This window comes from Yinghuangia aomiensis, assembly GCF_039542225.1.
In the GTDB taxonomy this organism is placed as follows: Bacteria; Actinomycetota; Actinomycetes; order Streptomycetales; family Streptomycetaceae; genus Yinghuangia; species Yinghuangia aomiensis.
In genome coordinates, this window is record NZ_BAABHS010000039.1 from 18,225 (window position 1) to 44,179 (window position 25,955).

At 73.3% G+C, this 25,955-nt stretch carries 22 protein-coding genes; 11 read left to right on the forward strand and 11 right to left on the reverse strand.

All coding sequences use genetic code 11. The features are described 5' to 3' along the window. Window positions 1-84 precede the first annotated feature (84 nt). Entirely contained in the window at window positions 85-765 is a 681-nt protein-coding gene (locus ABEA93_RS35290) for a TetR/AcrR family transcriptional regulator (protein ID WP_345680011.1), read from the forward strand. A gap of 58 nt (window positions 766-823) precedes the next feature. Here the strand turns inward: ABEA93_RS35290 and ABEA93_RS35295 are convergent, their stop codons facing one another. Both ABEA93_RS35295 and ABEA93_RS35300 read right to left on the reverse strand, forming a co-directional pair. Then, window positions 824-1,543 carry a DUF305 domain-containing protein gene (locus ABEA93_RS35295; protein ID WP_345680012.1) on the reverse strand — a complete coding sequence of 240 codons (720 nt, stop codon included), beginning with the start codon at window positions 1,541-1,543 and terminating at the stop codon, window positions 824-826. A gap of 117 nt (window positions 1,544-1,660) precedes the next feature. Beyond that, entirely contained in the window at window positions 1,661-2,113 is a 453-nt protein-coding gene (locus ABEA93_RS35300) for a hypothetical protein (RefSeq protein WP_345680013.1), read from the reverse strand. 229 nt (window positions 2,114-2,342) lie between these two features. On the opposite strand from ABEA93_RS35300, the gene casG reads away from it, so the two are divergent. Beyond that, window positions 2,343-4,013 (forward strand): steroid-24-oyl-CoA synthetase, encoded by a 1,671-nt coding sequence (gene casG, locus ABEA93_RS35305; protein WP_345680014.1) that lies wholly within the window; start codon window positions 2,343-2,345, stop codon window positions 4,011-4,013. Window positions 4,014-4,026: 13 nt separating this feature from the next. Here casG and ABEA93_RS35310 read toward each other — a convergent pair whose 3' ends face one another. The 3 genes from ABEA93_RS35310 to dapD all read right to left on the reverse strand — a co-directional run bounded on the left by ABEA93_RS35310 (window position 4,027) and on the right by dapD (window position 5,813). Further along, window positions 4,027-4,362: a helix-turn-helix domain-containing protein gene (locus ABEA93_RS35310; RefSeq protein ID WP_345680015.1), complete on the reverse strand. Its 336-nt coding sequence runs from the start codon at window positions 4,360-4,362 to the stop codon at window positions 4,027-4,029. Further along, entirely contained in the window at window positions 4,359-4,706 is a 348-nt protein-coding gene (locus tag ABEA93_RS35315) for a type II toxin-antitoxin system RelE/ParE family toxin (RefSeq protein WP_345680016.1), read from the reverse strand. The genes ABEA93_RS35310 and ABEA93_RS35315 overlap by 4 nt, the downstream gene beginning before the upstream one ends. Window positions 4,707-4,823: 117 nt before the next feature. Further along, window positions 4,824-5,813 (reverse strand): 2,3,4,5-tetrahydropyridine-2,6-dicarboxylate N-succinyltransferase, encoded by a 990-nt coding sequence (gene dapD / locus ABEA93_RS35320; protein WP_345680017.1) that lies wholly within the window; start codon window positions 5,811-5,813, stop codon window positions 4,824-4,826. Between the two features lie 417 nt (window positions 5,814-6,230). On the opposite strand from dapD, the gene ABEA93_RS35325 reads away from it, so the two are divergent. Beyond that, complete coding sequence (locus ABEA93_RS35325) at window positions 6,231-6,689, forward strand: hypothetical protein (protein ID WP_345680018.1); 459 nt, start codon at window positions 6,231-6,233, stop codon at window positions 6,687-6,689. Here ABEA93_RS35325 and ABEA93_RS35330 read toward each other — a convergent pair. Then, entirely contained in the window at window positions 6,634-9,579 is a 2,946-nt protein-coding gene (locus ABEA93_RS35330; RefSeq protein WP_345680019.1) for an AAA family ATPase, read from the reverse strand. The two genes, ABEA93_RS35325 and ABEA93_RS35330, sit on opposite strands and share 56 nt — an antisense overlap. Continuing rightward, a complete protein-coding gene (locus tag ABEA93_RS35335; RefSeq protein WP_345680020.1) occupies window positions 9,576-12,554 on the reverse strand; it encodes an ATP-binding protein in 2,979 nt (992 codons plus the stop codon). The genes ABEA93_RS35330 and ABEA93_RS35335 overlap by 4 nt, the downstream gene beginning before the upstream one ends. Before the next feature lie 397 nt (window positions 12,555-12,951). On the opposite strand from ABEA93_RS35335, the gene ABEA93_RS35340 reads away from it, so the two are divergent. Continuing rightward, a complete protein-coding gene (locus ABEA93_RS35340; protein ID WP_345680021.1) occupies window positions 12,952-13,623 on the forward strand; it encodes a response regulator transcription factor in 672 nt (223 codons plus the stop codon). A 19-nt stretch (window positions 13,624-13,642) separates the two neighbouring features. Here the strand turns inward: ABEA93_RS35340 and ABEA93_RS35345 are convergent, their stop codons facing one another. Continuing rightward, a complete protein-coding gene (locus ABEA93_RS35345) occupies window positions 13,643-15,010 on the reverse strand; it encodes a sensor histidine kinase (protein ID WP_345680022.1) in 1,368 nt (455 codons plus the stop codon). 54 nt (window positions 15,011-15,064) lie between these two features. Beyond that, window positions 15,065-15,673: a phosphatase PAP2 family protein gene (locus ABEA93_RS35350; protein WP_345680023.1), complete on the reverse strand. Its 609-nt coding sequence runs from the start codon at window positions 15,671-15,673 to the stop codon at window positions 15,065-15,067. 439 nt (window positions 15,674-16,112) lie between these two features. Here ABEA93_RS35350 and ABEA93_RS35355 point away from each other — a divergent pair, with 439 nt between their 5' ends. Further along, complete coding sequence (locus ABEA93_RS35355; RefSeq protein ID WP_345680024.1) at window positions 16,113-16,790, forward strand: P-loop nucleotide/nucleoside kinase family protein; 678 nt, start codon at window positions 16,113-16,115, stop codon at window positions 16,788-16,790. Here ABEA93_RS35355 and ABEA93_RS35360 read toward each other — a convergent pair. Beyond that, window positions 16,774-17,676 carry an IclR family transcriptional regulator gene (locus ABEA93_RS35360; RefSeq protein ID WP_345680025.1) on the reverse strand — a complete coding sequence of 301 codons (903 nt, stop codon included), beginning with the start codon at window positions 17,674-17,676 and terminating at the stop codon, window positions 16,774-16,776. The genes ABEA93_RS35355 and ABEA93_RS35360 overlap by 17 nt on opposite strands. 114 nt (window positions 17,677-17,790) lie before the next feature. On the opposite strand from ABEA93_RS35360, the gene ABEA93_RS35365 reads away from it, so the two are divergent. The 5 genes from ABEA93_RS35365 (at window position 17,791) to ABEA93_RS35385 (ending at window position 23,676) form a co-directional block, all read left to right on the forward strand. After that, the gene (locus tag ABEA93_RS35365; RefSeq protein ID WP_345680026.1) at window positions 17,791-17,919 is read left to right on the forward strand and encodes a hypothetical protein; all 129 of its coding nucleotides are present in this window, start codon (window positions 17,791-17,793) and stop codon (window positions 17,917-17,919) included. Beyond that, window positions 17,916-19,526 carry an ABC transporter substrate-binding protein gene (locus ABEA93_RS35370; protein WP_345680027.1) on the forward strand — a complete coding sequence of 537 codons (1,611 nt, stop codon included), beginning with the start codon at window positions 17,916-17,918 and terminating at the stop codon, window positions 19,524-19,526. Before ABEA93_RS35365 ends, ABEA93_RS35370 begins: the two co-directional genes overlap by 4 nt. 186 nt (window positions 19,527-19,712) lie before the next feature. Continuing rightward, window positions 19,713-20,888 (forward strand): thiolase family protein, encoded by a 1,176-nt coding sequence (locus ABEA93_RS35375; protein WP_345680028.1) that lies wholly within the window; start codon window positions 19,713-19,715, stop codon window positions 20,886-20,888. A gap of 2 nt (window positions 20,889-20,890) precedes the next feature. Further along, window positions 20,891-21,328, forward strand: a complete 438-nt coding sequence (locus ABEA93_RS35380) for a Zn-ribbon domain-containing OB-fold protein (protein WP_345680029.1) — start codon at window positions 20,891-20,893, stop codon at window positions 21,326-21,328. Between the two features lie 5 nt (window positions 21,329-21,333). Further along, the gene (locus ABEA93_RS35385; protein ID WP_345680030.1) at window positions 21,334-23,676 is read left to right on the forward strand and encodes a CaiB/BaiF CoA-transferase family protein; all 2,343 of its coding nucleotides are present in this window, start codon (window positions 21,334-21,336) and stop codon (window positions 23,674-23,676) included. 98 nt (window positions 23,677-23,774) lie between these two features. On the opposite strand, the gene ABEA93_RS35390 is transcribed toward ABEA93_RS35385, so the two are convergent. Further along, window positions 23,775-24,416, reverse strand: coding sequence for a DUF4396 domain-containing protein (locus tag ABEA93_RS35390; RefSeq protein WP_425585220.1), 642 nt, complete (start codon window positions 24,414-24,416; stop codon window positions 23,775-23,777). Window positions 24,417-24,655: 239 nt separating this feature from the next. Between ABEA93_RS35390 and ABEA93_RS35395 the strand changes: the two genes are divergently transcribed. Continuing rightward, a complete protein-coding gene (locus ABEA93_RS35395; RefSeq protein ID WP_345680031.1) occupies window positions 24,656-25,573 on the forward strand; it encodes an IclR family transcriptional regulator in 918 nt (305 codons plus the stop codon). The last annotated feature ends 382 nt before the right edge of the window (window positions 25,574-25,955 follow it).

Here is a 25,955-nt window from a genome sequence, read left to right on the forward strand (position 1 = left end):
ACAGTAAGCAAAGCCCGTTAGAGAACGCAAACGTTTTCTGTACGATGGTTTGCGGAGGCCGACCCCATGGCGGAGGTGACCGATGTGAGCGATGCCCAGGACGCCGCGGTGCGGGACGAAGCCCGCGTCGCGCCGCCGCACGGCCTCGTCGTCGAGGTCGGCGACTATGACCACCGCCGGTTCCCGCGGCGCCGCGGCGCGGTGCTCGCCAAAGCGATCAACGACGCCGTGGTGGAAGAGCTGGCCGAGCGCGGCTACGCCGGATTCACCTTCGAAGGCGTCGCCTCGCGGGCGGGAACCGGGAAGTCCACACTCTACCGGCGATGGGCCGACAAACCGGCCATCGTCATCGACGGCCTCTCCGCTTCACTGCCCGATCTGGCCGAATACCGCTCCAGCGGCAGCCTCCGCGACGACCTGATCGCCGTGCTGTCGATGTACGGCAACAGCTGCGACGGCTCGCTCGGCGTCGCGCTGCGGGTGGTGTGCGGCGAGGCCGCGGTCTCCGCGGAACTCAAGGAACTGTGGCAGGAGCGCGCCGTCGCGCCGCGCCTGGACCTGATCCGCCGCCTGATCCGGGAGGCGATCGACCGCGGCGAGGCCCGGCCGGGCGCGCTCGCGGACGAGTGCGTGACGGCGGGGCCGGCGCTGGTCGGGACCACGTACATGCGGGAATCGGCCGCACCGAGCCGGGAGACGATCGAGCGGATCGTGGACCACGTGATGATCCCGATGCTGGAGGCGCGGGAGCCGGTGGCGCGGTAGGCGGCTCGCCCGAGTGAGGGTGCGGGCGGCCGGCGGGGTGCCGGCCGCCCGAGGTGGGTTACATGCCGTGGCCGGGCATGCCGGTCATGCCCGGCACGGAGGGCGTGGCGGACGTGGCCGGCTGGGCGCCCGGGGCGCTGCCGAGAAGCTTCTGCATCTGCTGAACCTCCGCGGACTGCGAGGTCTTGACCGCCTCGGCGAGCTTGCGGGCGTCCGCGTTGACGCCCTTGGCCAGTTCGTCTTCCGCCATGGTGATCGCCCCGTTGTGGTGCACGATCATCATCTGCAGGAACAGGGTGTCCAGTTCGGTGCCGGCGGCGGCGCGGAACTTCCGCATGTCGGCGTCGGACATCATGCCGTCGGCGCCCGTGCCGTGGTCCATGCCGCTCATCCCGCCCGTTCCGCCCGTGCTCGGCATGGCCGCGGGCTTGCCCCAAGCCGCCAGCCAGCCCTTCATCCGGGCGATCTCCGGGGCCTGCGCGGCCTCGATGGCGGTGGCGAGCTTCTTGACGTCGGCATTCGCCGACTTGGCGAGGACGGCCTTCGCCATGTCCACGGCCTGTTCGTGGTGGGGGATCATCATCTGCGCGAACATCACGTCGGTGTCGTTGAACCCGGCGGCGCTTTGCGGCGCGGCGGACGAGGCGGCAGGCGACGTGGGCTGGTCGCCCGTGTTCATGCCGTCGTCGCCGCCGTCGCTGCCGCAGGCGGCGAGGACGAGTGCGGCGGACAGGGCGACGGCGGACAGCGCGAGAACGCGCGGCATACGGCGCTTCATGGTGAGAGGTACTCCCGTGTCGAACGCCTCGGGGAGGCGCTGCGGATGGCTGGGCCGCGCGGTGGCGCGGCCGGGACCTGGTCGCGGGCAGGCCGGAGCCTGCCGACACGGGTCGGCCTAGATCCGCAGGATCGCGAGCTGGGAGAGGTCGGGGGGTTGCGGCGGGGGCAGGACGGAGGCCACCCGTCCCCACAGCCCGCGCACGAAGAGCGCGGTGCGCCGGGCCGCACCGCGGCGGAGCGCCAAGAGCGTCACGGCCAGCACGAACCCGGCCAGAGCGATCGCCAGGCAGACGGACGCGGGGTCCATGCCGGGGTGCCGGGCGGGGGAGTTGTGGTCGGCGGCGTTCCGGTGCTCGGCGGCTGCGGGGCCGCCCGCGGCGCAGTGGCCGTCGGGGCAGGGTGCGTCGGGCGCGTTGCGTCCGGCCACGGGGTCGGCGGACATCGCGTCGGCGGCCATCGTGGCCTCGGCGCGCGCCTCGGGCGGATGGCCGACGGTGTGCATGCCCACGGTGCCGACGGCGAGGACGACGAAGAGGAACAGGCGGACGAGCGCGGTCGCGTTGCGCATGCGCCGTCCTTCCGCCGCCGGGGCCCTGTGGGGGAGAGCTTACCGGTTGGGGGTATCGGGTATCGGCGGCCGTCCGCACCCTAGAGGGGAAGGTTGACCCTTACAAGTGTTTCCCGGGGTCGAGGGTGTGCGACACGTGTCACGCTGCGGGGATGCCGTGGCGTGGGACACGTCCGTTCGCAGGGTGCGGCACTTGACTGACTTGGTCAAGCATTCTTAGGGTCCGGGCATGGCGACGACCTCCCGTACCCCAGAACCCGCGGCCGCGGCTCCCGCGTCCGGCTCACGCCTCGACCTCGTGGACGAGGAGGTCCTGGGCGTGACGATGCGCGTGCTGGCCGGTCGGCAGCGCTCGCTCTCCGAATTCGTGGCGGCATCCGCGCGGTTCGGCGAGCGCGAGTACATGGTCCACGACGACGGCACGCGGTGGACGTATGCCGCCCACGCACGCGCCGTCGCCTCGGTCGCCGCCGCGCTGCGCGACAAGTACGGCGTCCGCCCCGGCGACCGTGTCGCGATCCTCGCCGCCAACCGCCCCGAATGGCTGATCACGTTCTGGGCCACGGTCAGCCTCGGTGCGGTCGCCGTCGGCATGAACGGCTGGTGGGCGGGCGAGGAGATCCGCTACGGCCTCGCCGACTGCGAGCCGGCCGTCCTGGTCGCGGACCGCCGCCGCCTCGAACGCCTCGGCGGCACCGACCCGGGCGTCCCCGTGGTGGAGATGGAGTCCGGGTTCGCCGAACTCGTCGACCACGCCCCCGACGCGGAAATCCCGACCGGGCCGGCGAGCGAGGACGACGCCGCGCTGATCCTCTACACGTCGGGTACCACCGGCCGCCCCAAGGGCGCCGTGCTCACCCACCGCAACGTCATCGCCATGCAGAACGTGCAGGCGCTGCTCGCCGCCCGCGCGTTCGCGCAGATGCCCGCCGGCTTCGTGCCGCCGCCCGGGCGCTGGCTGGTCAACAGCCCGTTCTTCCACGTCTCCGGCCTGCTCGCGGGCGCCGTCGCGGCGCTGGCCGACGGGCACACGATGGTGCTGTTCAGCGGACGCTTCGAGGTGCCCGCGGTGCTGTCGCTGATCGCCCGTGAGAAGTGCACGAACTGGTCCGTCGTGCCGACCGTGGGCTGGCGCGTCGTCAACCACCCGGACGTGGCGTCGTACGACCTCACGTCGGTCACCCGGCTCGGCGGCGGCAGCGCGGCCTTCGCACCGGAACTCGTCGAGCGGCTCCAGCAGGTCTTCCCCAACGCCAAGGGCGCCATGGGCGTCGGCTACGGCCTCACCGAGAGCGGCGGCGTCGCGACCTCCGCGGGCGCGGCCCAACTCACCGCCACGCGCGGCGCGATCGGCGTCGCGGTGCCGACCGTCCAGGTGGAGATCCACGGCCCGGACGGCGAGCGGCTGCCGGACGGCGAGGAAGGCGAGATCTGGATCCGCAGCCCCCTCGTCATGCTGGAGTACTGGCGCAACTCCGAGGCCACCGAGAAGTCCCTCACCCCGGACCGCTGGCTCCGCACCGGCGACCTCGGCCTCGCCCGCGACGGCCAGTTCTTCATGGCGACCCGCCGCTCCGACCTGATCCTGCGCGGCGGCGAGAACGTCTACCCCGCGGAGATCGAACACTGCCTCGACGCCCACCCGGACATCGCCGAGTCCGTCGTCGTCAGCGTCCCGCACCCCGAACTCGGCGAAGAGGTCAAGGCCATCGTCGTCCCCAAGTCGGGCGGCACCCTGGCCCCGGAGACCCTCACCGAGTACCTCCGCGACCGCCTCGCCTACTACAAGATCCCCACCCACTGGGAGATCCGCACCGAGCCCCTGCCCCGCACCCCCACCGGCAAGGTCATCCGCGCCGTCGCCACGGGCGCGAAGTCGGCGGACTTGGTCGAGGAGTAAGCGAGATCCAGCCTCAAGCGGCGCGGTCGTCGAACGTGACGACCGCGCCGTCGGCGTTCCACCGGACATCGACGTCGACCCGCAGCGCGGCGGCGATCCGCGACAGGAGTTCGGACGTCAGCGGAAGGACGCTGCCGACCTCGATCGCCTCGAATTCGTCGGCGTCGGTGCCGAGCAGACCCGCGAGGTCCTCTTCCGACAGCCCCAGCACTTTGCGGCGGTCGTAGACGAGTTGTCCGAGGTCCATCGCCAAGCGGATCTGCTCGCGTTGGGCGGCGATCCGCGGCGCCTCGACCTCACCGCGAAGGGCGCGCTCGCGTGCGGTGCGCCAGCGCGAGTGGTTCATCATGCCTGCGGCTTGTCGTGTCGGGTGTACACGACCTGAGCAGGACCGTGCCACGCCTCACAGACCAGATCCTCGCGCATCCTGCTTTTGCGGAAGACGGTCAGCAAGACAATGCGGCGACCTGGAGCCAGCCAGTAGGTGACCCGGATAGCCGCCCCCGACAGGCTGAAGCGCAGCTCCCGCAGTCCGTCTCCCAAGCATCGCGAATGCGGTTCCCCAAGGTCTGTCGGTTGATCCGCCAAGCGGTCGACCTTCTCTTCGGCGATCAGGTAGTGAGAAACAGGCAGCCCGGAAAGCCAATTCTGGACCTCGGGTTCAAGTTCGACGGAGAAGCGGTTGGTCACCATGCCACGCCAGGCAGCCGTGGCGGCGACGTGGGCCGGCTTGGCGCTGGTTCGTTCGAGTGGGTGAAACGCCGCAGGGCGGCTCCCTCAGGGGGAGCCGCCCTGCGGTGTTGGTCGGGGTCAGTCGTTCTTGTGGAGGTCCGCGTTGAGGCTGCCCCAGGACTCGGTGCGCCAGATGGCTTCGACGGCGCCGGTCTGGGAGTTGCGGCGGAGGAGGAGGCCGCTGCGGCCGGAGAGTTCGGCGGCCTTGACGACGGTGCCGTCCGGGAGGGTGACGCGGGTGCCGGCGGTGACGTAGAGGCCCGCCTCGACGACGCAGTCGTCGCCGAGGGAGATGCCGATGCCGGCGTTGGCGCCGAGGAGGCAGCGTTCGCCGATCGAGATGACCTGCTTGCCGCCGCCCGACAGGGTGCCCATGATCGACGAGCCGCCGCCGATGTCGCTGTGGTCGCCCACCACGACGCCCGCGCTGATGCGGCCTTCCACCATCGACGCGCCGAGGGTGCCCGCGTTGAAGTTGCAGAAGCCCTCGTGCATGACGGTCGTGCCGGAGGCGAGGTGCGCGCCGAGGCGCACCCGCGTCGTGTCGGCGATGCGGACGCCGGACGGCACCACGTACTCGGTCATGCGCGGGAACTTGTCCACGCCCGCGACCTCGAACGACACGCGCGCCGCGCGTGCCCGCAGCCGGGCCGCGGGGACCGCGTCGACCGCGACCGGGCCCAGGTTCGTCCACGCGACGTTCGCGAGCAGGCCGAACTGGCCGTCCAGGTTCGCGCCGTGCGGGCGGACCAGGCGGTGGCTGAGCAGGTGCAGGCGCAGGTACACGTCGTGCGCGTCGACCGGCGCGTCGGCCAGCGAGCCGATGACGGTGCGCACCGCGACGACCTCGACGCCGCGCACCTCGTCGGGGCCGAGTCCGGCGGCGGTGTCCGCGCCGAGCGCGGCGACGGCCTCGTCGGCGCTCAGGCGCACGGTCTCGGCCTTGTCGCCGCCCGCCGTCAGCTCGGGGGCGGGGTACCAGGTGTCCAGCACGGTGCCGTCGGCGGCCAGCGTCGCCAGGCCCGCCGCAACGGCGCCGGAAGTGGGGGAAGCAGAGGTCTCGATCACGCGGCCTACGTTACCGGGGAGCCCGCCGCGGCCACGTCGCGGAACGCCCGCAACAGGACGCCCCAAAGAGTAGAGGGGGTCCTCCACTGCGCTGCGTCCACCCCTCCGGCACGCTGAGTAGCACGAGCGCCCGCACGCTCGGCGTCGGCGGCTCGGCTTCTGGGGGAGGTCGGGCGGCCGCGCGGGGGGTGGGTCGGTCGGCTCCGCCGGGGTGGCGGGGCCGATCGGCAGGTCCGCAAGGGCCGTGGCGCCCCGGGTCGCGCGGTGGCGCGGCGCGGTCGGCGGCTCGTGGCGGCGGCCGCCCGGGCTGCCCGCGCCGCCGCGCGGGCTTCCCGGCAGGGCAGCCCCGCGAGGCCACCGGCACGCACGAGTCCCCCGCCCGACCGGCCGATCGACCAGACGAAGGAGCGTCCCCCGATGCTCACCTCCCGCACCCCGCCGCGGCTCGGCGCCCTGCCCCGCGGAGCGGGCGCCCGGTGGGCCTCCGAGGAATCGGTGGTGCCCGGGCTCGCCGGCCACGACGGGTTCGACCTGCGCGACTTCTTCCTCGACGTGCAACTCGCCTCCGACGGCCGGTTCCGCGGCTCGCACACCACCTACATGATCGACGCGAAGCCCGACGACGACCCGTCGGACGTCACCCGGTTCCGCTACCGCCGCTCCCACGTCCTCCTCGGCTACGCCTACGGCCGTCTGGACTTCGCCCGCGGCACCGGCGTCGTCACCGTCGAGGGCTACGGCCACAGCCGACTCACCGTGCACAACGCGGCCGGCGCCCTCGTCCTGCGGCTGCGCGACTCGGTGATCACGTACTGCCCGGTCATGTATACGCGGGCGGTTCTCCTGCGCCAGGACCCGGAGCCCCGGACTCCCTGAAGTACGCGGCGAGCCCGTCCCGGTCGGTGCCGAGCTTGGCGTAGATCGCCGTCAGGTGCTTCTGCACGGTGCCGAGCCGGACCGCGAGTTCCCCGGCGATCGCGGTGTTCGACAGGCCGCGGACGACGAGTTCCGCGGTCTGGCGTTCGCGCGCCGTCAGGGCTTCGACGCCGGTCCGGTACGCGCGCCGCGGCCGTCCGCCCGCCGCGACGAGTTCGGCGCGGGCCCGGGCGGCCAGCGCGTCGGCGCCGCAGCGGGTGGCCACGTCGAGGCCTTCGGCCAGCCGGATCCGCGCCTCCGCGATGTGCTTGGCGCGGCGCAGCGCGGCGCCGTACTCGACGAGCGACAGCGCGAACTCGTAGCGGGACGGCGACTCCGACAGCCAGCGCACCGACTCGCCGAGCTTGGCCAGGCCCTCCGCGCCGCCGACGATCTGGCCGGCGACCCGCAGGGTGGTGCCGAGTGTGGCGGGCGCGCCGAATACGTACGCCTGCCCCACCGCGCGGTTCGCCGCCCGCCGGGCACCGCTCGGATCGTCCGCGGCCAGGGCGAGCGCCAGGTTGGGCCGCCACGGGCACCACCCCGGGTTGCCGACGCCGCGCGCGTCCAGGCGCTGCCCGGCCTCCGCGAAGTCCGCCGCCGCGGCCGCGTACTGCCGCCGGGCGAGCCGCAGTTCGCCGCGCACCGTCTGCGGCACCGGGAAGACCACGGCCTGCGGGAACGGCTCGCCGAACCGGTGGCGCCCGGCGAGTTCCTCGGCCTCGTCGAGACGCCCGCGGGCGATGAGGACCTGGATGAGCGTGCCGATGGCGTACCAGCGGGCCGGGGCGTCGGGCCCCAGCCGTTCCGCGTACTCCAGGCCGAGCCGTACCGCGGTCTCGGCCTCCGCGAGCCGCCCCTGCCGGTAGTGGATGTGGCCGAGCAGGGCGTGGGCGAACGCCAGATGGGTGCCGCGCCAGCCGCGTGCCTCCAACGCCGCGATCCCGTCGACGAACAGCGCTTCGGCGCGGTCCGGCTGGTCGCAGTACATGAACGTGAGCGCGGTCAGGATCGGGATCTCGAAGCCCCAGTCCTCGTCGACCCAGCTCAGTGGCGGCACCATCGCGCGTTCCGCATACGCCCGCACCTGCACCGCGGGATCGCCGCGCACCACCCCGTAGTACGACCGCAGCCCCAGCAGGCACCGCTCCGTCGTGTCCGCGCCCGCCAGCCGCCCCGCGAGCGACCGCAGCCGGCGGGCCCGCATGTGCCCGTCGTTGTCGTCCACCCAGAACAGCGCCCACAGGAAATGCTCGGCCTGCAGCCGCAGCCGCGACCGGGACAGCTTCGTCGCCCGCGCCTCGGCATCCACCAGCTGCACCGCTTCGGGCATCCGGTCGTCGTGCGCGAGGGCCTTCGCCAACCGGATCACTATCGGCTGCCGCAGTTCCTGGTCCGGGTGGGCGACGGCGAGCGCCGAATACAGGTGTTCGATCGCCGCACGCGGGTCGTGCAGGAACGCGGCCAGCCCCAATTCGTAGAGGACCGCCGTGCGTTCCTCGCCGAACGGCGGCTCGTTCAGTGCCCGCAGCAGGTTCCGGTACGCGGCATCCGGCGCGCCCGCCCGCAGGTCCTGCCCCGCCGCGGACCGCAGCCGCGCGACCAGCCACGGATCGCCCGACGGATAGGTGGCGCGCAGATGTGTGGACGCCTGGGCTTCCTCGTGCCCGTCCGCGATCAGCAGGCGCGCCGCACGCGCGTGCAGGGCGCCGCGGGCCTGCGGCGGGATCCGCCGGTAGACCTCGGTGGCGATCGTCGGATGCGCGAAGTCGAGGTGATCGGTCTCCCCGAACACCCGGACGGCGCGCAGCTTGTCGGCCGGCGCCACGGCCGCGTCCGTGTCCAGCCCGGCGAGGGCGGCGGCGCGGCCGAGGGTGGCGTCCGTGCCGAGCACCGCGACCGCACGCGCCAGGCGGACCGCTTCGATGCCCGCGCGTTCCAGCCGGGCGATCATGCCCCGGCCGACGATGGCCGCGGCCAGCCCGGCCAGCTTGCGGGCGTTCGCCGCGGTCGGCCGCAGGTCGAGGTCGGCGACCTCGCCCACCAGTTGGCCGACGACGTAGGGGATCCCGTCCGTCACCGCGTGGCAGGCCCGGCAGAACTCGTCGTCCGCGCCCGCCCCCAGCCGGTCGCGCACCAGTGCGGCCACCGCGTCCGGCGACAGCGGCGACAAGTCCAGCCGCCGCGCCGCGGGGAGGCCCGCGAGGTCGTCGAGCAGATCGGCGTTGGGCGTCGGCTCCTCGGGCCGCCGGGTGACCACGATCAGCACCGGCGCGGCGTCCGACGTGCGCGCGTACGACTCCAGCCACGCCAGCGACTCGCGGTCGGCCCAGTGCGCGTCGTCGACCAGCACCGCCATCGGCCCGTGCCGCTGACCGAGACCGGCCATCAGCCAATCGAGTGCGTCCCGCACGCCCTGCGGCTCCGGGGCCGCGGGCACTGCCGGGACCACCGGCGCCAGACCCAGCGCGGGGGAGACCATGTCCCACCAGGCGCCGAGGAGTTCGTGCCGCTCACGGTCGTCCGCCGCGACCAGCAGCGGGCGGAACAACTGCCGCACCACATGGAACGCCCGCCCCTGCTCGCGCTCCCCGCCCTTCGCGTACAGCACCGGGCAGCCGCATGCGGCCGCCATCCGGCGCGTCGCATCCACCAGCGACGTCTTGCCTATACCCGCGGTCCCCTCGAACAGCAGAAGACCGCCGTGCGCCCCGCCCGGTCCGAAAGCCGCGCCCTCCGCCCCGGCACCGCGAAGGTCGCGGATCAGCCCGTGGACGACCGAGAGTTCGCGTACGCGTTCCAGCAGAGGCTCGGCGGCGGGATCGTACGCGGCGGCTGCCGCGGCCGTCACCGCATCCCCTCCGCGCCCCCGCCTTCCAGCCCGGCGTGCGACGCGGGCACCAGTTCGCCCATGTCGACGAGCATCTCCCGGGCCGCGTTCGCCAACCGGTCGGCGCCGCATTCCACGGCCACGGTCAGCCCTTCGAACAGCGCGTCGGCGGCGTCCCGGTCGCCCAGCTCGCGGCGGAGCGCCATGCCGTACTCGATCAGCGAGACCGCGTACTCGTAGCGGGAATCCGAGTGTTCGAGCCACATCGCGGCATCCTCGATCTTCGCCAGCCCGTTCGGACCGCCTTCCAGCCGTCCGGCGACCCGCAGCGCCTGGCCCATCGCCGACGGCGCGCCGAACCGGTACGCGCGGCGCAGCGCCTCGCACGCGTGCTCGTACGCCTTCTCCGGGTCGGTGCTGGTCAGCGCCTTGGCCAGATTGACACGCCAGGCGCACCACGCCGGGTTGTCCACGCCGCGCCTCTCGAGCTTGTACCCGGCTTCGGTGAAGTCCGCGGCGGCGTCGTGCTCGCGGCCGAGCGCAAGGCGGAGTTCGCCGTGCACGGCCTGCGGGTCGGGGAACACGACCGCGCTCGGGAACGGCTCGCGGAAGGCGAACTGCTCGGCGAGTATCTGGGCTTCGCGGGCGCGGCCTTGCGCGATGAGGACTTCGATGAGCGGACCGAGCGAGTACCAGCGTGCGGGCGCGTCCGGGCCCAGGCGGAGGGCGAGGCGCAGGCCGTGCCGGCAGTCCTGCTCGGCGAGCTGGAGCTTGCCTTGGCGGTAGCGGACGAAGCCGCGCATCGAATAGGCGTAGGCCATGTGGTGGCCCTGCCAGCCGTGCGCGCGCAGCTCGTCTATGCCGTCGCTGAAGAGCTGTTCGGCGCGGTCGTTGCGGTCGCAGTACATGTAGACCAGCGCGAGGAGGCTCGGGATTTCGAAGCCCCAGTCCTCGTCGGTCCAGGTGAGGCCGGGCCCGTAGGCCTGGTCGGCGCTGGCCAGCACCTGCACCATCGGGTCGCCGCGCACCACTCCGTACCAGGCGCGCAGGGCCAGCAGGCTGCGTTCGGTCCGGTTGGCGCCGTTCATGCGCACGACCAGGTTGCGCAGGCGGCGGGCGCGCTTGGAGTAGTCGGGGTCGCCGGTCCAGAAAACCGCCCACAGGAAGTGCTCGGCCTGCAGCCGCAGTTTGGTGCTGGACGCGTGCGCGGCGGAGGCCTCGCTGTCGAGGAGTTCGACGGCCTCTTGGATCTGGTCGGTGTAGCCGAGCGCGCGGGACAGCAGCAGCACGATCTGCTCGCGGAGCACCCGGTCGCCCGCGTCGTCGGCGAGGGCGCCGCGCAGGTGCCCTATCGAGTCCGGCAGGTCGCCCTTCACGAACGCGGCCCGGCCCAGTTCGAAGCGCACCGCCGCGCGGTGTTCGGCCGGCGGGGGTTCGGCGAGGGCGCGCTTGAGGCAGCGCACGGCCGCGTCCGGGGCACCGGCGCGTTTCTCCTGCTCGGCGGCGTTGCGCAGTTGGTCGACGACCCACGGGTCGCCGCAGCGTTCCGTCATGAGCAGGTGCAGGGCGGCGAACCGGGCGTCGAGGCCGTCCTGGATGAGGAGCCGCGCGGCGCGGGCGTGCAGCGTGCCGCGTGCGCCGTGGTCGATCCAGTCGTAGACGGCCTTGGCGACCAGCGGGTGCACGAAGGCCAGGGTGTCCTGGTCGGCGAGGATGGCGCGGTGCCGCAGCCGGTCGGCGATCAGGCTGACCTTGTCGCCGTCGACGTCGGCCAGTTGGCTGACCCGGGCGATCGTGGCGTCGGTGCCGAGCACGGCGATCGCGCGGGCCACCGGCATCGTCGAGTCGCCCATGCTCTCCAGGCGGCGCGCGAGCTTGGGGCCGATCTGCCCGGCCGCGATGTTGGACAGCGGCGCCATGTTGGCGGTCGTCGGCGCGAGTCCGCGGCGTTTGACCTCGCCGAGCATCGCCCACAGCACGTACGGGCTGCCCGCGGTGACTTCGTGGCAGCGCGCCTTGAACTGCGGGTCGGCACGGCCGAGCGCCTGCTCGACGATCTGGCCGACCGCGTCCGGCGACAGCGTGCCGACGGTCAGACGCAGGACATCTTCCACCGCGCCCAGGTCGCTGAGCAGTTCGTCGGCGTCGGTCTGCTCCTCGGTCCGGCGGGCGACCACGACGAGCACCGGGAGGTCGGCGAGGTTGTTGCGGGCGAATTCGACCAGCCAGCCGAGCGATTGCAAGTCCGCCCACTGCACGTCGTCGATGATGAGGACGATCGGGCCGCGCTCCTGGGTGAGGCCCCCCATGAGGTAGTCGAGCGAGTCGCGGACGCCGAGCGGGTTCGGGTTCTGGCCGTCGCCCGCGGGGGTGAGGCCGATCGCGGGGGCGATGATGTCGAACCAGCCGCCGAGGAGTTCGGCGCGTGCTTCGGGGGCGTAGGTGCGCAGCAGGTTGTAGAACAACTGGCGGACGACGGAGAACGACCGGGTCATTTCGCGCTCGGCGCCGATGGCGGAGAGCACCATGCAGTTGTTCTCGACCGATATGCGGCGGACTTCGTTCAGCAGCACGGTTTTGCCGTAGCCGGCCAGGCCTTCGACGATCAGGAGCTGCCCGCACCGCTCGCCGGACTGTGCGTCGTCGCCCGGGTGCTGCCGCGGCACGGCCGCCTCCACGGCGGCGGCAGCGGCGGCTGCTGCCGCCCGGGACGGGGTGCGCGGCCGGGGCCGGGCGTGCCGGCACAGTTCCTCGACCAGCGTGCGCACGAGAGCGCGTTCGCCCTCGCGCTCGAGTAACGGCGGCCGGGTCAGGAGTGGTTCCGAGCCATCCCAGCCGGACACGTCGACGGGCGCCACGCCGCGCACGTCCAGCCGGTGCGCACTCCCGGCGTGCCGGACGAGCGCCCCTTCCGGGCGTGACTCGGGTGGTCCGTCCGCCGGTGGTTCCGGCGGCCGCGGGGCTCCCGATCCCCGTGCTCCGTTCGCTTCTGCCATGACGGCACCTTCCCCACGAGGGTGCACGCGCCGGTCGATGGCGGCCGGCCGGGCGCGTTTGCAGTTCCCATCCTGGCCTATGAAGGTCACCCGATGTGCCCGCCTTAACACAGAAGTCCTCATTGATTGTGAGGATTGCACGACGCACCGGTCGGATGGGCACGTGCGGACGCCGCCTTCCGGTCGCGGCCCCGGCCGGGAACGGGCACGCGGCGGGCAATCGTCGATACGGACCGAAAGGATCCGGTCGACTTCGTGGGACACGCGACCGGGTTTCCCTGCTTCGGCGCCCCCTGCGACCGAAAACGAGCACGGTCGAGCATCCTGGGGGAACGCGGTGCGGCACAGCCGCTCGCGGTGTGACAGTACGAGGAACCACGGCGGAAGAGAGAGCGCGGTGCGGGTGCTGCTGGTCGAGGACGAAGTCCGGTTGGCCGAAATGGTCCGCCAGGGCCTCGTCGACGCGGGCTTCAACGTCGACGTCGAGCACACCGGCCCGGAGGGGCTGTGGGCGGCCACCGAACGCACGTACGACGTCGTCGTGCTGGACATCATGCTGCCCGGCATGGACGGCTACCGGGTCTGTGCGAAGCTCCGCGAGGCCGGCGTGTGGACGCCGGTGCTCATGCTGACCGCCAAGGACGGCGAGTACGACCTCGCCGACGCGCTCGACCTGGGCGCGGACGACTACCTGACCAAGCCGTTCTCCTTCGTGGTCCTGCTCGCCCGGCTGCGCGCCCTGATCCGGCGCGGCGGCGCGGTGCGGCCCCCGGTGCTCGCGGTCGGCGACCTGACGCTGGATCCGGCGCGCCGCAAGGTCGCGCGCGGGAGCACCGAGATCGCGCTGACGCCGCGCGAGTTCGCGCTGCTGGAGTTCCTGATGCGGCATGCGGGCGACGTGGTGTCGAAGACCGAGATCCTCGAGAACGTGTGGGACGCACACTACGACGGCCCCGCGAACGTGGTCGAGGTCTACGTCGGCTACTTGCGGCGCAAAATCGACCAGCCGTACGGCCGCGCGACGATCGAGACGGTGCGTGGGGCGGGGTACCGGGTAGCCGACGTCTGAGAGTCCGACGCAGGCTCCCTCAGTCCGCGAGCGGGAGTTCGACCCGGAACAGTGCGCCGCCCGACGGCGCGGCTTCGGCGCGCACGGTGCCGCCGTGCGCGGCGACGAGTTCGCGGACGATCGCCAGGCCGAGGCCGGACCCGCCGGTGGTGCGCCCGCGGCTGGCGTCGAGGCGGACGAACCGGTCGAAGACCCGGTCGCGTTCGGCTTCCGGGATGCCCGGGCCGTCGTCGCCGACCTCGACGACCGCGCGGCCGCCCGCGGCGGACAGGGCGATACGGACCCGGGAGGCGGCGTGCGCGGCGGCGTTGTCGGCCAGATTGCGCAGCACGCGGGTGAGGGCGCCGGGGTCGCCGCGGACCCGCAGCGGGGTGAGGACGACGTCGACGGCGAGTTCCGGGTGCTGGGCGGTGAGCCGGTCGCGTTCCGCGGCGGCGAGGTCGTCGAGGTCGACGTCGGTGTCGGCGAGCCGCAGTTCGTGCTCGTCGGCGCGGGCGAGGAGGAGGAGTTCGTCGACGAGGCCGCCGAGGCGGAGGCTTTCCGCGTGCAGCATGGCGACCACGTCGCGGTCCCGGTCGGGGAGCGGCCGGGAGCCGAGGATCTCCAGGCCCGACCGGAGGGTGGCCAGGGGGCTGCGGAGTTCGTGTCCGGCGTCCGCGACGAACCGGTGCTGGGCGTCGACTTGGGTTTCCACCCGGTCGAGCATGGTGTTCATGGTCTCGGCGAGGCGGGCGATCTCGTCGCGGGCTTCGGGCACCGGGACGCGTTCGCCGAGCCGTGACGCGGTGATGCCGGAGACCTTGCGGCGGATCGCCTCGACGGGGGCGAGGGCGCGGCCGACGAAGACGTAGGTGGCACCGGCGACCAGCAGGACGAGCACGGGGTAGCCGATGACCAGCAGGGCGGCGGCGTCCTCGACGCTGTCGTCGATCGGGTCCAGTGATTCCGCGGCGAGGACCGTGTAGGTGCCCTGCGGTGTGTCGACGCCGAGGGCGGCGATCCGGTACTCCATGCCGCCGGCGCCGACCGGGTGCCGGTCCTCGTGCCGGATGCGGCCGTCGCCGGGGCGGTCCGGCGAGATCGGCGGCAGCCCCGCCAGCGAAGCGGACCAGGCGACGACGTCGCCCGCGGGGTCGATCACCTGGACGGCCATCGGCTCGCCGTGCTCGGTCGGCAGGACGCCGGTGGGCACGCCCGTCTTGTCGATCTCCCGGGCGACCGCCTGCGCGCGCTGGGTGGCGGCGCCGTCGACGGTGCGGACGAGCTGGCGGTGGTAGAGGAACACGAACCCGACCGCGCCGACGCCGAGCACGACGGCGACCACGAGGGCGGCGGCCAAGGCGGCCCGCACCCGCGCCCCGGCCCGCTGCCGCACCCAAGCCCGCATGCGGGCCAGCCTAGGACGCATGATCACCGCCGTGCCGGAAGTGCGGGCCCGCGGCTAGCGGCGCGCCACCGCCACCCGCCAGCGCGACGCCCGCAGGCGTTCGACGGCGGGGGCGGCGTGCCCGGCGGCGACGGTCAGCGGCCACGCGACGGCGACGCCGAGGAGCAGGGCGACCAGCACGTCGTGCGGGTAGTGGACGCCGACCCACACCCGCGACGCGGCCATCGCCAGCGCGGCGACGGCGGCCACCCAACCGAGCGCGCGGTGGACGAGGAAGACGGCGGTGGCCGCCGCGGCCGCGATGACGGAGTGGTTGCTGGGGAACGACCAGTCTCCGGCGCCCGGGCAGGCCTCGATCGTGGAGGAGCCGGGCAGGGTCTGGCAGGGGCGCTGCTCCTGGACCAGGCCCTTGAGCACGTCGTTGACGGCGTAGACGAGCACGACGACGACGGGGGCGAGGAGGGCTTGCGCCATGCGGCCGGTGCTCTGGCCGCGGGCGTACCACCAGGCGCCGAGCATGAGGACGGCGAAGACGGCGAGGCCGTAGTCGGTCCAGTCGGCGACGAGTCTGTCGACGAACCCGGGGGCGTGCGCGGCGAGGTCGGTGACGCGGGTGTAGAGACCGCCGTCCACGTCGGCACCGGAGAAAGCGAGATCGGTCACGACCCCTCCAACGATTCGGGTCGCCTCCCGGCGACGGCCGTCCGCCGGGGCACGCGGTCGGAGGACGCGGGCCCGGCTCGTAGGAAGCGTGGCGGAGGGGTGCTGAGGATTTGCTGAGAGAGCGGAGGAGGCCGGTGTGCGGGCAGGGCGACCGGGCCGAGACGGCCCGGTGGACGTCTGGCGCCGCCGCGGTCCGTCCGCCTTGCGGTCCCACGAGAGCACCCCGGGCACCCGGAAACCGCACCCGCCCCATGGGCGTCCGTTTTCCGCAGAGGCGTCGTTGGACACCGCACCCGCCCGTGTGCGGTCCGGCCGGGCTGGAGATGATTTCGACGGGACGCACGGGGGCGCCGCGCCGGACCGGGCGGTGGCGACGACGGACGAGGGGGTGGGGGCGGCGGCTCCGAGAACCGGCGCGGGGGCGGCCGGCGTACGCGCCATGCCCGAAGACGACGCTGTGCCAAGGCAGTCGGCGCCCGCGGCCCTACCCGTCGTGGCCCCGGCCGATCAACCCGCCTTCGCGCCCGCGCTCCGGCCCGGGGGTCTGCACGACCTGCGTCGTGGCCCTCGGCCCGACGCCCTCCACTACGGTCCCGCCGACCTGCTCGTCGTGTCCGGGTTGCCCGGGGCCGGCAAGAGCACGCTCATGGCCCGGTGTGCGGCGCATGCGCGGTTGATCGATTCGCAGCACGTGCGGGAGTCGTACCAGGCACGGCTGCCGGAGAGCGTGCCGTATCGATTGTTCAGGCCGTTCGTGCGGCTCACCCACTACTGGCGGCTCGGCGCCGCCCTGCGCCGCGGCGGGCCGGTGGTCGTGCACGACTGCGGGACGGTGCCGTTCGTGCGCGGCTGGCTGACTCGGGCCGCGCACCGGCAGGGGAGGGCCGTGCACTTGCTGATCCTCGACGTGGATCCGGCGACCGCGCGGGCCGGGCAGCAGGCCCGCGGCCGGGCGGTGTCCGCGCGCGAGTTCGCCCGGCACCGGGCGGTCGCCGCGCGGGCGTTGGACGGTCTGTCGGCTTCCGACGCGCCGCCCGCGGGCTGGCGGTCGGCCGTGGTGATCGACCGTCCCGCGGCCGGGGCGCTGCGCGAGATCCGGTTCACCGCGGACGGGTAGCGGACCACGGGTCGCGGCCGCCGGTCGCGGCGGTGGCCTGGGCGGCGACGCCACGCAGCCGGTCGGCGCAGGCCGCGATCGCGGCGGGGGTCATGCCGGTCCGCATGAGCCGCAGGCTGATTTCCAGGCGCGGGCGGCCGTCCGGGCCGTAGACGGGCACCGAGACGACGCCGATGTCGTAGGTCTCGCCGTCCCGCAGTCCCTCGACGAGGAAGTCGCGTTCGCCCATCGTGGCGGCGACGCTCTCGACGACACCGCGGGCGCGCGGCGACATCTCCTCGCCGCTGAGGCCGTCGAGCAGGGTGTAGACGCGGGTGAGGCGTTCGATGAAGTAGCCGCGGGCCCGGCACACGGCGACGGCGGCGCGCAGTTGGGCGGGGTCGAAGCCGATGCCGGGGAGGCCTGGCCGGGCGAGCCAGCGTTCCACGGCGTCGTCGGTGTCCCAGGCGGCGTGCACGATTCCGGCGGGCGGCGCGTAGTCCCAGCGCTGGCCGTCGCGGACGGCCGGGTCGAAGCGGCGCACCGGGTCGACGGCGGCGAGGACCGCGATGTACTGCTCGTCCACCGTCGCCATCACCGTGCACACCGCGTCGAACTCGCGGGCGAGTTCCGCGAGGTGCGGGCGCAGCCCGGCGAGCGCGGGGAACGTGCGTTCGGCGGCGCGGCCGGCCGCGATGAGCGCGGGGCCGAGGCAGTAGGTCCGGTCCGCCGCGTTCCGCACCAGATATCCGGACGCCGTCAGCTCGTTGACGATGCCCAGGCAGGTGGCCCGCGCGATACCCGTGCGCCGCACCAACTCGGCCAGGGACAAAGGCCGGTCGCCCGCATCGGTGAGCGCGTCGAGCAGTTCCGCGACGCGGCGGGTGGGCGGCGACGGGCGTTCCACGGCGGGGTCCCCCTTCGGATACGGCCATTGACATCGCGGCAGGGCGCTCCTAGCTTCACGACGTCATTCACATATTACTCATTGAGTGTCCAAATATGAACACCCAGGAGCGTCATGACCGACGAACGCGCCATCTGGGCCCGCTTCTGCGACGACATACGCAGCGCGGGTGACCTGCTCATCGCCGACGCCCACCCGCGCCCGGTCCGCCGCGTCGTGCCCGTCGCCGAGGCGCTGCGATGAGGGCCCGGGCGCAAGGCCGGCCGAACGCCCGGCCGACCCGGGCGCGCGCCCTGCGGCGCTGCGCCACGGCCGTCGCCGCCGTGCTGCTCGCGGCCACCGCGTGCGGCGGCGGCAAATCCGCCAAGCACCCGCCCGCCGACGGCGCGTCCGGCACGCCCGCCCGCGGCGGTTCGCTCACCTTCCTGCTGCCCGTCGACTCGCGTGCCCTCGACCCGTTCAGCGCCGCGCCGGTGAACGTCGCCGACGCGTCCCGGCTCGCCGCGATCTACGACCCGCTGCTCCTCACGGATGCCGCCACCGGCGCCGTCCGCCCGCACCTCGCCGAGTCCCTGACCAGCGCGGACAACGGCGCGACCTGGATCCTCAAGCTGCGTCCGAACGTGACCTTCAGCGACGGCACACCCTTCGACGCCGAAGCGGTCAAGTACACGTGGGAACGGCACGCCGACCCGGCCGTGCGCTCGCTCCAGGCCGCGGCCGCCACCGGGCTCGCGCTGACCGTCGCCGACCCCCTGACGCTGAAGATCGTGCCGCCGACGCCGAACGCCACCTTCGACCACGTCGCCGCGTCCGCCCTCACCTACATCGCGTCCCCGACCGCGCTGCGCGCCGATCCGGCCGGGTTCGCGGCGAAGCCCGTCGGTGCGGGGCCGTTCATGCTCACCGAATGGGTGCGCGGCGACCACCAGACGCTCAAGCGGAACCCGAAGTACTGGCAGGGGCCGGACAAGCCGTACCTCGACCAGGTCGTCTTCAAGACGACACCCGACCTGCTGCAGGGCATGAACGCCGTCGCGGGCGGGCAGGCCGACCTGACCGTGTCCGTCGACCCGGGCATCATCGCGCAGGCCAAGGACCACGGCCTGGCGGTGACGTCGCTCGACCTGCACGGCGGGCAGATGCTGGCGTTCAACAACGCCAAGCCGCCGTTCGACGACCCGCGGGCGCGCCGCGCGGTGTCCCTCGCGATCGACCCCGCCGAACTCAACAAGCTGATCTACGACGGCAAAGCCACCGTCGCGCACGGCGTCCTCAGCAGCGCCCGCCTCGGCGGCGCCCGGCTCGCCCCGCAGCCGGGCACCGACAAGGCCGAGGCGCAGCGGCTGTTCGACGAACTCGCCGCCGCGGGCAAGCCGCTGGACTTCGGGCTGCTCGTCACGCAGAACCCGACCACCGCGAAGGTCGCCGAGTACCTGCAGAGCCGCCTCGGCACGTTCCGCAACGTGCACATGCGCGTCGACGCCGTGGCCGCCGCCCAGTTCGTGCCCCGGCAGCAGATCCAGCGGGACTATCAGGCGACGCTGACCCAGCAGTGGATCGACGACCCGGAACCGGCCCTCGCCCAGCTCCTCACCTCGGCGAGCAAGCAGAACTGGCTCGGCTACGCCAACCCGGCCGTCGACCAGGCGTTCGCCGCCGCCCGCGCCACCACCGACCCGGCCGCGCGCACCGCCGCGTTCGCGTCCGTACAGCAGGCCCTCGACACCGACCTGCCGTTCTTCGTGACGCTCACCCCGAGTACCGCGGTGCTCGCGGGAGGCGGCATCACCGGCGTCGCGCTCTACAACGACGGCGCCGTCCTCATGGACCGCATCGGCCGACGCTGACCGACCGCACTTCGACCGGCCTCCCTGCCCCGTCCGTGACCTGCGCAAACGCGCGGCCTCGCGGGCGGGGTGCGGCCTTCCGCCACACCGGTTCCCCTTGACTCTGCAACACGTCACGCATCCAATGGGGCGGTCATGCGGGGTGATCGCGCTCACGCAACGGGGCGGGCGAGAGGAGGCGCGGGTATGGCGGTCTCGGGGCATCCGTACCGCGATGTGGTGATCGCGGGCGTGCACAACACCGTCCAGGCGAGACGGTTGGAAGGCCACACGTCGGCATCCATCACCGTCGAAGCCATCCACGGCGCGCTCGCCGACGCGGGGCTCACCCTCGACGACGTCGACGGGATCAGCGCCGCCGACCTGTCCGCCCGGCTCATCTACGACCTGCGCCTCGGCCCCGCCTGGCGCGGCGCCCAGTACGGGCTCGGCATGATCGCCGAAGCGGCGTCCGCGGTCGCCGCCGGCATGTGCGACGTCGCGGTCGTGGCCTCCGGCGAGGCCGGCATCTACACCGACCACGCCGCCACCGCGCCCTGGACCCGCCCCGAAAACGAATTCGTGATCCCCTGGGGCCTGTTCACCACCGCGGAATTCGCGCTCATCGCCCGCCGGCACATGATCGAATACGGCACCACGGAAGACCAGCTCGCCACCGTCGCGGCCACGATCCGCAACAACGGGCACGTCAACCCGGAAGCCGTCTACTACGGCCGCGGGCCTTTCACCCCGGCCGACATCCGCGCCTCGCGGCCCATCGCCGAGCCGTTCCACCTGCTCGACTGCGCCACGACGTCGGAAGGCGGCTGCGCGCTCGTCCTCACCACCGCCGACCGCGTCCCCGACCTCGCCGCCACCCCGGTGTGGCTGCTCGGCATGGCCGCCGACTCCTACGGTCCCGCCTACCAGCACCCGCCCGGCTACGACCTCACCGGCCGCCGCCCCGACGACACCGGTGTCGTCACCGTCGGCCGCCGCGCCGCCGACCGCGCGTTCCGCACCGCCGGCATCGGCCGCACCGACGTCGACGTGCTGGAGCTGTACGACCCCTTCTCCTTCGAAGTCATCCGCCAACTGGAGGCATTCGGCTTCTGCGAACCCGGCGAAGGCGGCCCGTTCGCCGCCGAAGGCCACCTCGCACCCGACGGCAAGTACCCCGTCACCACCGACGGCGGACTCATGTCGTACAGCCACGCCGGCTCCAATCCGCAGATGCTCCAGCGGGCCATCCGCGCGGTCCAGCAAGTCCGCGGCACCTGCGTCTCGACGCAGATCCCCGGAGCGGAGATCGCCCTGGCCAGCGCGGGCGGATCCGGCGCGCTGTTCAACCAGGTCGCCCTCTTCGGAAAGGAAAGGCCCTGACCGTGCTCCAGCCCCAGACAGGCATACCCCTGAACCCGGTCACCCCCCTCACCGCACCTTTCTGGGACGGCTGCGCCGGGGGCGAGCTGCGCTATCAGCGGTGTACGGAGTGCGGCACCGCCAACTTCACCCCCACCGACCTGTGCCGGGGCTGCACATCCCGCGCCCTCGAATGGCGGGTCAGCAGCGGACTCGGCACCGTCTACAGCTGGACCGTCGTGCACCGCCCCGTCACCCCGGCCTTCACCGCGCCGTACGCCGTCGCCATCGTCGACCTCGACGACGGCTACCGCATGCTCACCAACCTCATCGGCATCGACGCCGCCGCCGTCCGCGAAGGACTCCGGGTCCGCGTCGACCACCACGGCGTCGGCGGCGAACGCGTCCTGCCGTACTTCCGCCCGGAGTTCCCCACCGCCGAAATCGCCGAAGGGAAGTGAGCACGATGGCACCCGTCCCCCTTGCCGGTGTCACCGTGGTCGAGGCCTCCTGCGGCGTCCCCGGCGGCTACTGCACCAAGCTGCTCCGCGACGCGGGCGCGACCGTGGTCAAACTCGAACCCGCCGGCGGCGACCCGCTGCGCCGCGGACGCGACGGCGACGCCGCACCCGGCACCGACTCCGCGCTCTTCCGCTACCTCGCGGCCGGCAAAGCCTCCCGCGTCCTCGCCGCCGAAACCCTGCGCGGCATCGCGGAAACCGCCGACATCCTCGTCGAGGACGGCCGCCTGACCGACGACGAGATCGCCGGACTCCGCGCCGCGCACCCCGCCTTGGTCGTCGTCTCGATCACCCCGTACGGCCGCACCGGCCCGCACGCCGGACGCCCCGCCACCGAATTCACCCTGCAAGCCGAATGCGGCTCCACCGGCGGCCGCGGCCTCGCCACCGAATCCCCGCTGCAGGCCGGCGGGCACATCGGCGAATGGGTCAGCGGCGGCTACGCCTCCGTCGCCGCCCTGGCCGCACTGCTCCGCGCCCGCCGCACCGGACACGGCGACCACGCCGACGTGTCCATGCTGGAGAGCATGGCGTCGACCATGCAGACCTACGGCTCCGTCGCCGCCTCCCTGTTCCGCGCCGCCGGAAACCCGCTCACCAGCGGCCGCACCGTGGAAATCCCGTCGATCGAACCCACCGCCGACGGCTGGGTCGGGTTCTGCCTCGGCACCGGGCAGCAGCTCCAGGACTTCCTCCTGATGATCGAACGCCCCGACCTCATCGACGACCCCCGCTTCGCCACCATGGGCGAACGCGCCCGGCACCGCGACGAGTTCCTCGACATCGTGCGGACCTGGACGACCAAGCAGCGCACCGCCGACATCGTCGCCTTCGCCGGAGCCCTGCGCATCCCGGTCGCGGACGTGGGGACACCGACGACGCTCACCTCGGTCGACCACTTCGTCGAACGCGGCGTGTTCGTGGCCAACCCGCGCGGCGGATTCGCGCAGCCGCGAGTGCCGTACCGCATCGGGGAGTTCCGCGGGGAAGCCTTCGCCCCCGCACCGGACGTAGGGGAGGGGGACGTGGCCGCCGGTACGCGTGCCCCGGCGGGTACGGCCGACCCTTCGTCGCGCCCCCTCGCCGGACTCCGGGTCCTCGACCTCACCGCCTTCTGGGCCGGACCCAGCGCCACACTCACCCTGGCCGCGCTCGGCGCCGACGTCGTCAAGGTCGAATCGCACCGCCGCCCCGACGGCATGCGCTTCGCCTCCGCCCGCCGCGCCGGCGACGACCGGTGGTGGGAATGGGGCATGGTCTACTTCGGCGCCAACCCGGGGAAACGCGGCATCACCCTCGACCTCGGCACGCCCGAAGGCCACGACCTCGTGCTGCGCCTCGCCGAGACCGCCGACGTCGTCATCGAGAACTTCTCCCCGCGCGTCATGGACAACCTCGGCCTGACCTGGACCACCCTGCACGCCCGCAACCCGAGGCTGATCCTGCTGCGCATGCCCGCGTTCGGCCTCGACGGCCCGTGGCGGGACCGCACGGGCTTCGCGCAGACGATGGAACAGGTGTCCGGGATGGCCTGGATGACCGGACGTGCCGACGGCCCGCCGCTCATCCCGCGCGGCCCGTGCGACCCCAACGCCGGCACGCACGCGGTCTTCGCGCTGCTCGCGGCGCTGGCGGAACGCGACCGCACCGGCGCCGGCACGATGATCGAGTCCACGATGGTGGAAGCCACGCTGAACGTCGCCGCCGAATCGCTCATCGCCTGGACGGCGGACGGGCGCGAGATGCGCCGGGACGGCAACCGCGGCCTGGGCGCGGCGCCGCAGGGCGTCTACCGGTGCGCGGGCGACGACGCGTGGGTTGCGGTGGCGGTGGAATCCACCGCGCACTGGGCGGCGCTGGTCGAACTCCTCGACGCGTCGTTGCCGTGGCGGGGTGACGAGGACCTCGCGGAACGGCGCGCGGCACACGACGCGATCGACGAGGCGGTCGGCGCCTGGTGCGCGTCGCGCGTCGCGGGCGACGTGGCGGACCAGTTGCGGCAGGCGGGCATTCCGGCGGCCGTGGTGGTGCCGCCGGCCGCGATCGAATCGGACCCGCAGCTCGAGCACCGCGGCTTCCTCAACCGGGTCGTCCATCCCGTCGCGGGCGAACACCGCGTCCCCGGACTGCCGTTCCGGCTGGCCTCGGTCACCGAGCCGTGGATCGACACGGCGGCGCCGACGCTGGGCGAGCACAACGCCGCGGTGCTGGGCGGGGAACTCGGATTGTCCGATGAGGAATTGGCGGAGCTGGCGGATAAGGGCGTGACCGGGACGGTGCCGGGGTAGCCGCACCGCTTTTGCGGCGAACGCCGGACGGCGGCACCGAGGGGATGGGTGCCGCCGTCCGGCGTGGCTCGGGGGGCGTGGCGCGGGGTGAGTGCGGGTCAGTGCATGCCGTGCACGGCGGCGTGGCCCTTGCCCTGCGCGATGAGCCACTTGTTGACCGGGGTCGTCACCACGAACGCCAGCGCCAGGGCGGCCACGAGCGCGCCCCAGAAGAGCAGGTCGCCGAGTCCGGCATCCATCGCGCCGGGGTAGAACATCATGAAGCCGTTGTCGATGATCTCCATGACGACGATCGACACGGTGTCGGCGGCGAGCGCGGTCTTGACCAGCGTGGTGAAGGACAGGCCGGCCTTGCGGAGGCCGAACATGGTCAGGCCGTAGCCGAACACGAACGCCAGGACGACGGCTATGACGATCGTCGCGCCGTTGCCCCACCCGAACGCGGTCCCGATCGCCAGCCCGAGAATCTCGCCGATGGCGCACCCGGTGAGGCAGTGCAGGGTGGCCAGCGCGGCCATGCGCCAGGAAACGGGGCCGTGGGCGTGGGCGTGGTGTCCCGCATGGGCGTCGTGGCCGCCGTGGGCTTCGTGGGTGGAGTGCCCCTCGTGCCCCTCGCGCCCTTGGTGTCCTTCGTGTCCTTCGTGTGCCGTGTGCGCCTCGTGGCCTTCGTGCCTGTCATGTCCTTCGTGGCCGCCGTGGTTCCGGTGCTCGTCGTGCCGCTGCGTCGTGTTGCCGCTCATCGTTTCCCACCCCTGGTCCGACAGTCTGCCCAATACCCCCCTGGGGTATCTCCGTCGCCCCTGAAGCTACTGGGCTTCAGGGATGGCGGTCAAGTACCCCCAGGGGGTTTGTTGGTACGCGTGTTCCGGCTGGTGCCGGGGCCATGGCCGCGCTATGGGGACCGCGGTCTTGGTAGCGTGTCCGCGCCCTGCGGACGGCGCCGGACCGGCCGGGGGCGGCGCCGAGGCGGAGAGGGACGATGGCGGAGGTCGAAGGCACCGGAACGGATACCGCGGCGGCGAGCCCGTCCCCGCCCACCGACCGCGTCGTGGGGGTCCTGGAACTGCTCGCGAGCCGCCCGGACCACGCGTTCAGCCTCAGCGACATCGCGCGGGCGCTCGGCATGAGCAAGGCGACGTGCCACGCGGTGACCGCGAGCCTGGCCGGCGCGGACTACCTGATCCGCAACCCGTCGGACAAGACGTTCACGCTGGGGCCCGCGCTGGTGGCCGCCGGGCGCTCGGCCGAACTCGCCTACCCGGCGGTGCGGCTGGCCCAGGCGGAGGCCGCGGCGCTGGCCGAGGACCTCGGCTACGAGACGACCGCGGCGATCCGCAGCGAGGGTTACTTGGTGATCGTGGCGTATGCGGGCGGCGCGGACACCGGTGCGGTCCGCATCGGCCGCCGGATCCCGCTCGCCCCGCCGTTCGGCGGCGTCTTCGTGGCGTGGGCCGGCGACGCGGTCGCCGAGGAATGGGCCTCGCGCACCGAACGCCCGGCACCGCACGACCCGTTGCTGGCCTCACTGGCGGCGATCCGCGAGCGCGGCTACAGCGTCGAACGCCTGACCCCGGCCGGCGTCCGCCTCCGCCACGCCCTCGCCGAACTCAGCGACGACCCGTTGGCCGAGGGCCTCCAGCCGATGGTCATGACCCTGCTGGCCGAACTCCACCAGGCCGAGTACCTGCCCGGCGACCTCACCGACACCGCCCGCCACCCGGTCAGCTCCCTCAGCGCCCCGGTCTTCGACCACGACGGCACGACCCAGATGAACCTGTCGATCCAGCCCCAACGCGCTCTGACTCCGCGAGAAATCGACCGCGCCGGCAAGCGCCTGCTGAAGGCCTGCACGCGGATCACCCAGTCGATCGGCGGACGTGCCCCGAAGGGGGCATGAGGCGGGGCCGGACGGCAGGGCGTTCGTCGGAAGCCCGGGCATGAGGACGGGCATCCGACCGGCGTGGGCCGAGCGAGCGGCGTACGAAGCGCTCCGGTCTGTGGCCGACGGCGAGCGGTCGCGGCGCGGTGCGGCCGGATGCGGCGGCCGGCCGGCTCAGGCGTGACCGCTGTCGCGCCGCACGAGGCGGCGGCGCGGTGCCGGCTCCGGCGTGCGCACGGGAGCGGCTTTGGGCCGCATTCCGCCGGACGCGCTGATGACGACACCGCGCGGCCTACCTGCGCTGCTCGCGGAGCGTTCCCATGTGTGGAGCGTGTCGGCCCGCACGGCCTCGGGTGTTCCCGTGCGCCGTCGGACGCTCGTGCGGTCCGGCTCGTGATCC

Bases quoted from the DNA above. Each gene is read 5' to 3' on its own strand.
- ABEA93_RS35300 (WP_345680013.1), bottom strand. From the start codon at position 2,113: ATGCGCAACGCGACCGCGCTCGTCCGCCTGTTCCTCTTCGTCGTCCTC.
- ABEA93_RS35355 (WP_345680024.1), top strand. From the start codon at position 16,113: ATGCCCGAAGACGACGCTGTGCCAAGGCAGTCGGCGCCCGCGGCCCTA.
- ABEA93_RS35370 (WP_345680027.1), top strand. From the start codon at position 17,916: ATGAGGGCCCGGGCGCAAGGCCGGCCGAACGCCCGGCCGACCCGGGCG.
- casG (WP_345680014.1), top strand. From the start codon at position 2,343: ATGGCGACGACCTCCCGTACCCCAGAACCCGCGGCCGCGGCTCCCGCG.
- ABEA93_RS35375 (WP_345680028.1), top strand. From the start codon at position 19,713: ATGGCGGTCTCGGGGCATCCGTACCGCGATGTGGTGATCGCGGGCGTG.
- ABEA93_RS35315 (WP_345680016.1), bottom strand. From the start codon at position 4,706: ATGGTGACCAACCGCTTCTCCGTCGAACTTGAACCCGAGGTCCAGAAT.
- ABEA93_RS35390 (WP_425585220.1), bottom strand. From the start codon at position 24,416: ATGAGCGGCAACACGACGCAGCGGCACGACGAGCACCGGAACCACGGC.
- ABEA93_RS35335 (WP_345680020.1), bottom strand. From the start codon at position 12,554: ATGGCAGAAGCGAACGGAGCACGGGGATCGGGAGCCCCGCGGCCGCCG.
- ABEA93_RS35295 (WP_345680012.1), bottom strand. From the start codon at position 1,543: ATGAAGCGCCGTATGCCGCGCGTTCTCGCGCTGTCCGCCGTCGCCCTG.
- ABEA93_RS35365 (WP_345680026.1), top strand. From the start codon at position 17,791: ATGACCGACGAACGCGCCATCTGGGCCCGCTTCTGCGACGACATACGC.
- ABEA93_RS35325 (WP_345680018.1), top strand. From the start codon at position 6,231: ATGCTCACCTCCCGCACCCCGCCGCGGCTCGGCGCCCTGCCCCGCGGA.
- ABEA93_RS35385 (WP_345680030.1), top strand. From the start codon at position 21,334: ATGGCACCCGTCCCCCTTGCCGGTGTCACCGTGGTCGAGGCCTCCTGC.
- ABEA93_RS35310 (WP_345680015.1), bottom strand. From the start codon at position 4,362: ATGATGAACCACTCGCGCTGGCGCACCGCACGCGAGCGCGCCCTTCGC.
- ABEA93_RS35345 (WP_345680022.1), bottom strand. From the start codon at position 15,010: ATGCGGGCTTGGGTGCGGCAGCGGGCCGGGGCGCGGGTGCGGGCCGCC.
- ABEA93_RS35395 (WP_345680031.1), top strand. From the start codon at position 24,656: ATGGCGGAGGTCGAAGGCACCGGAACGGATACCGCGGCGGCGAGCCCG.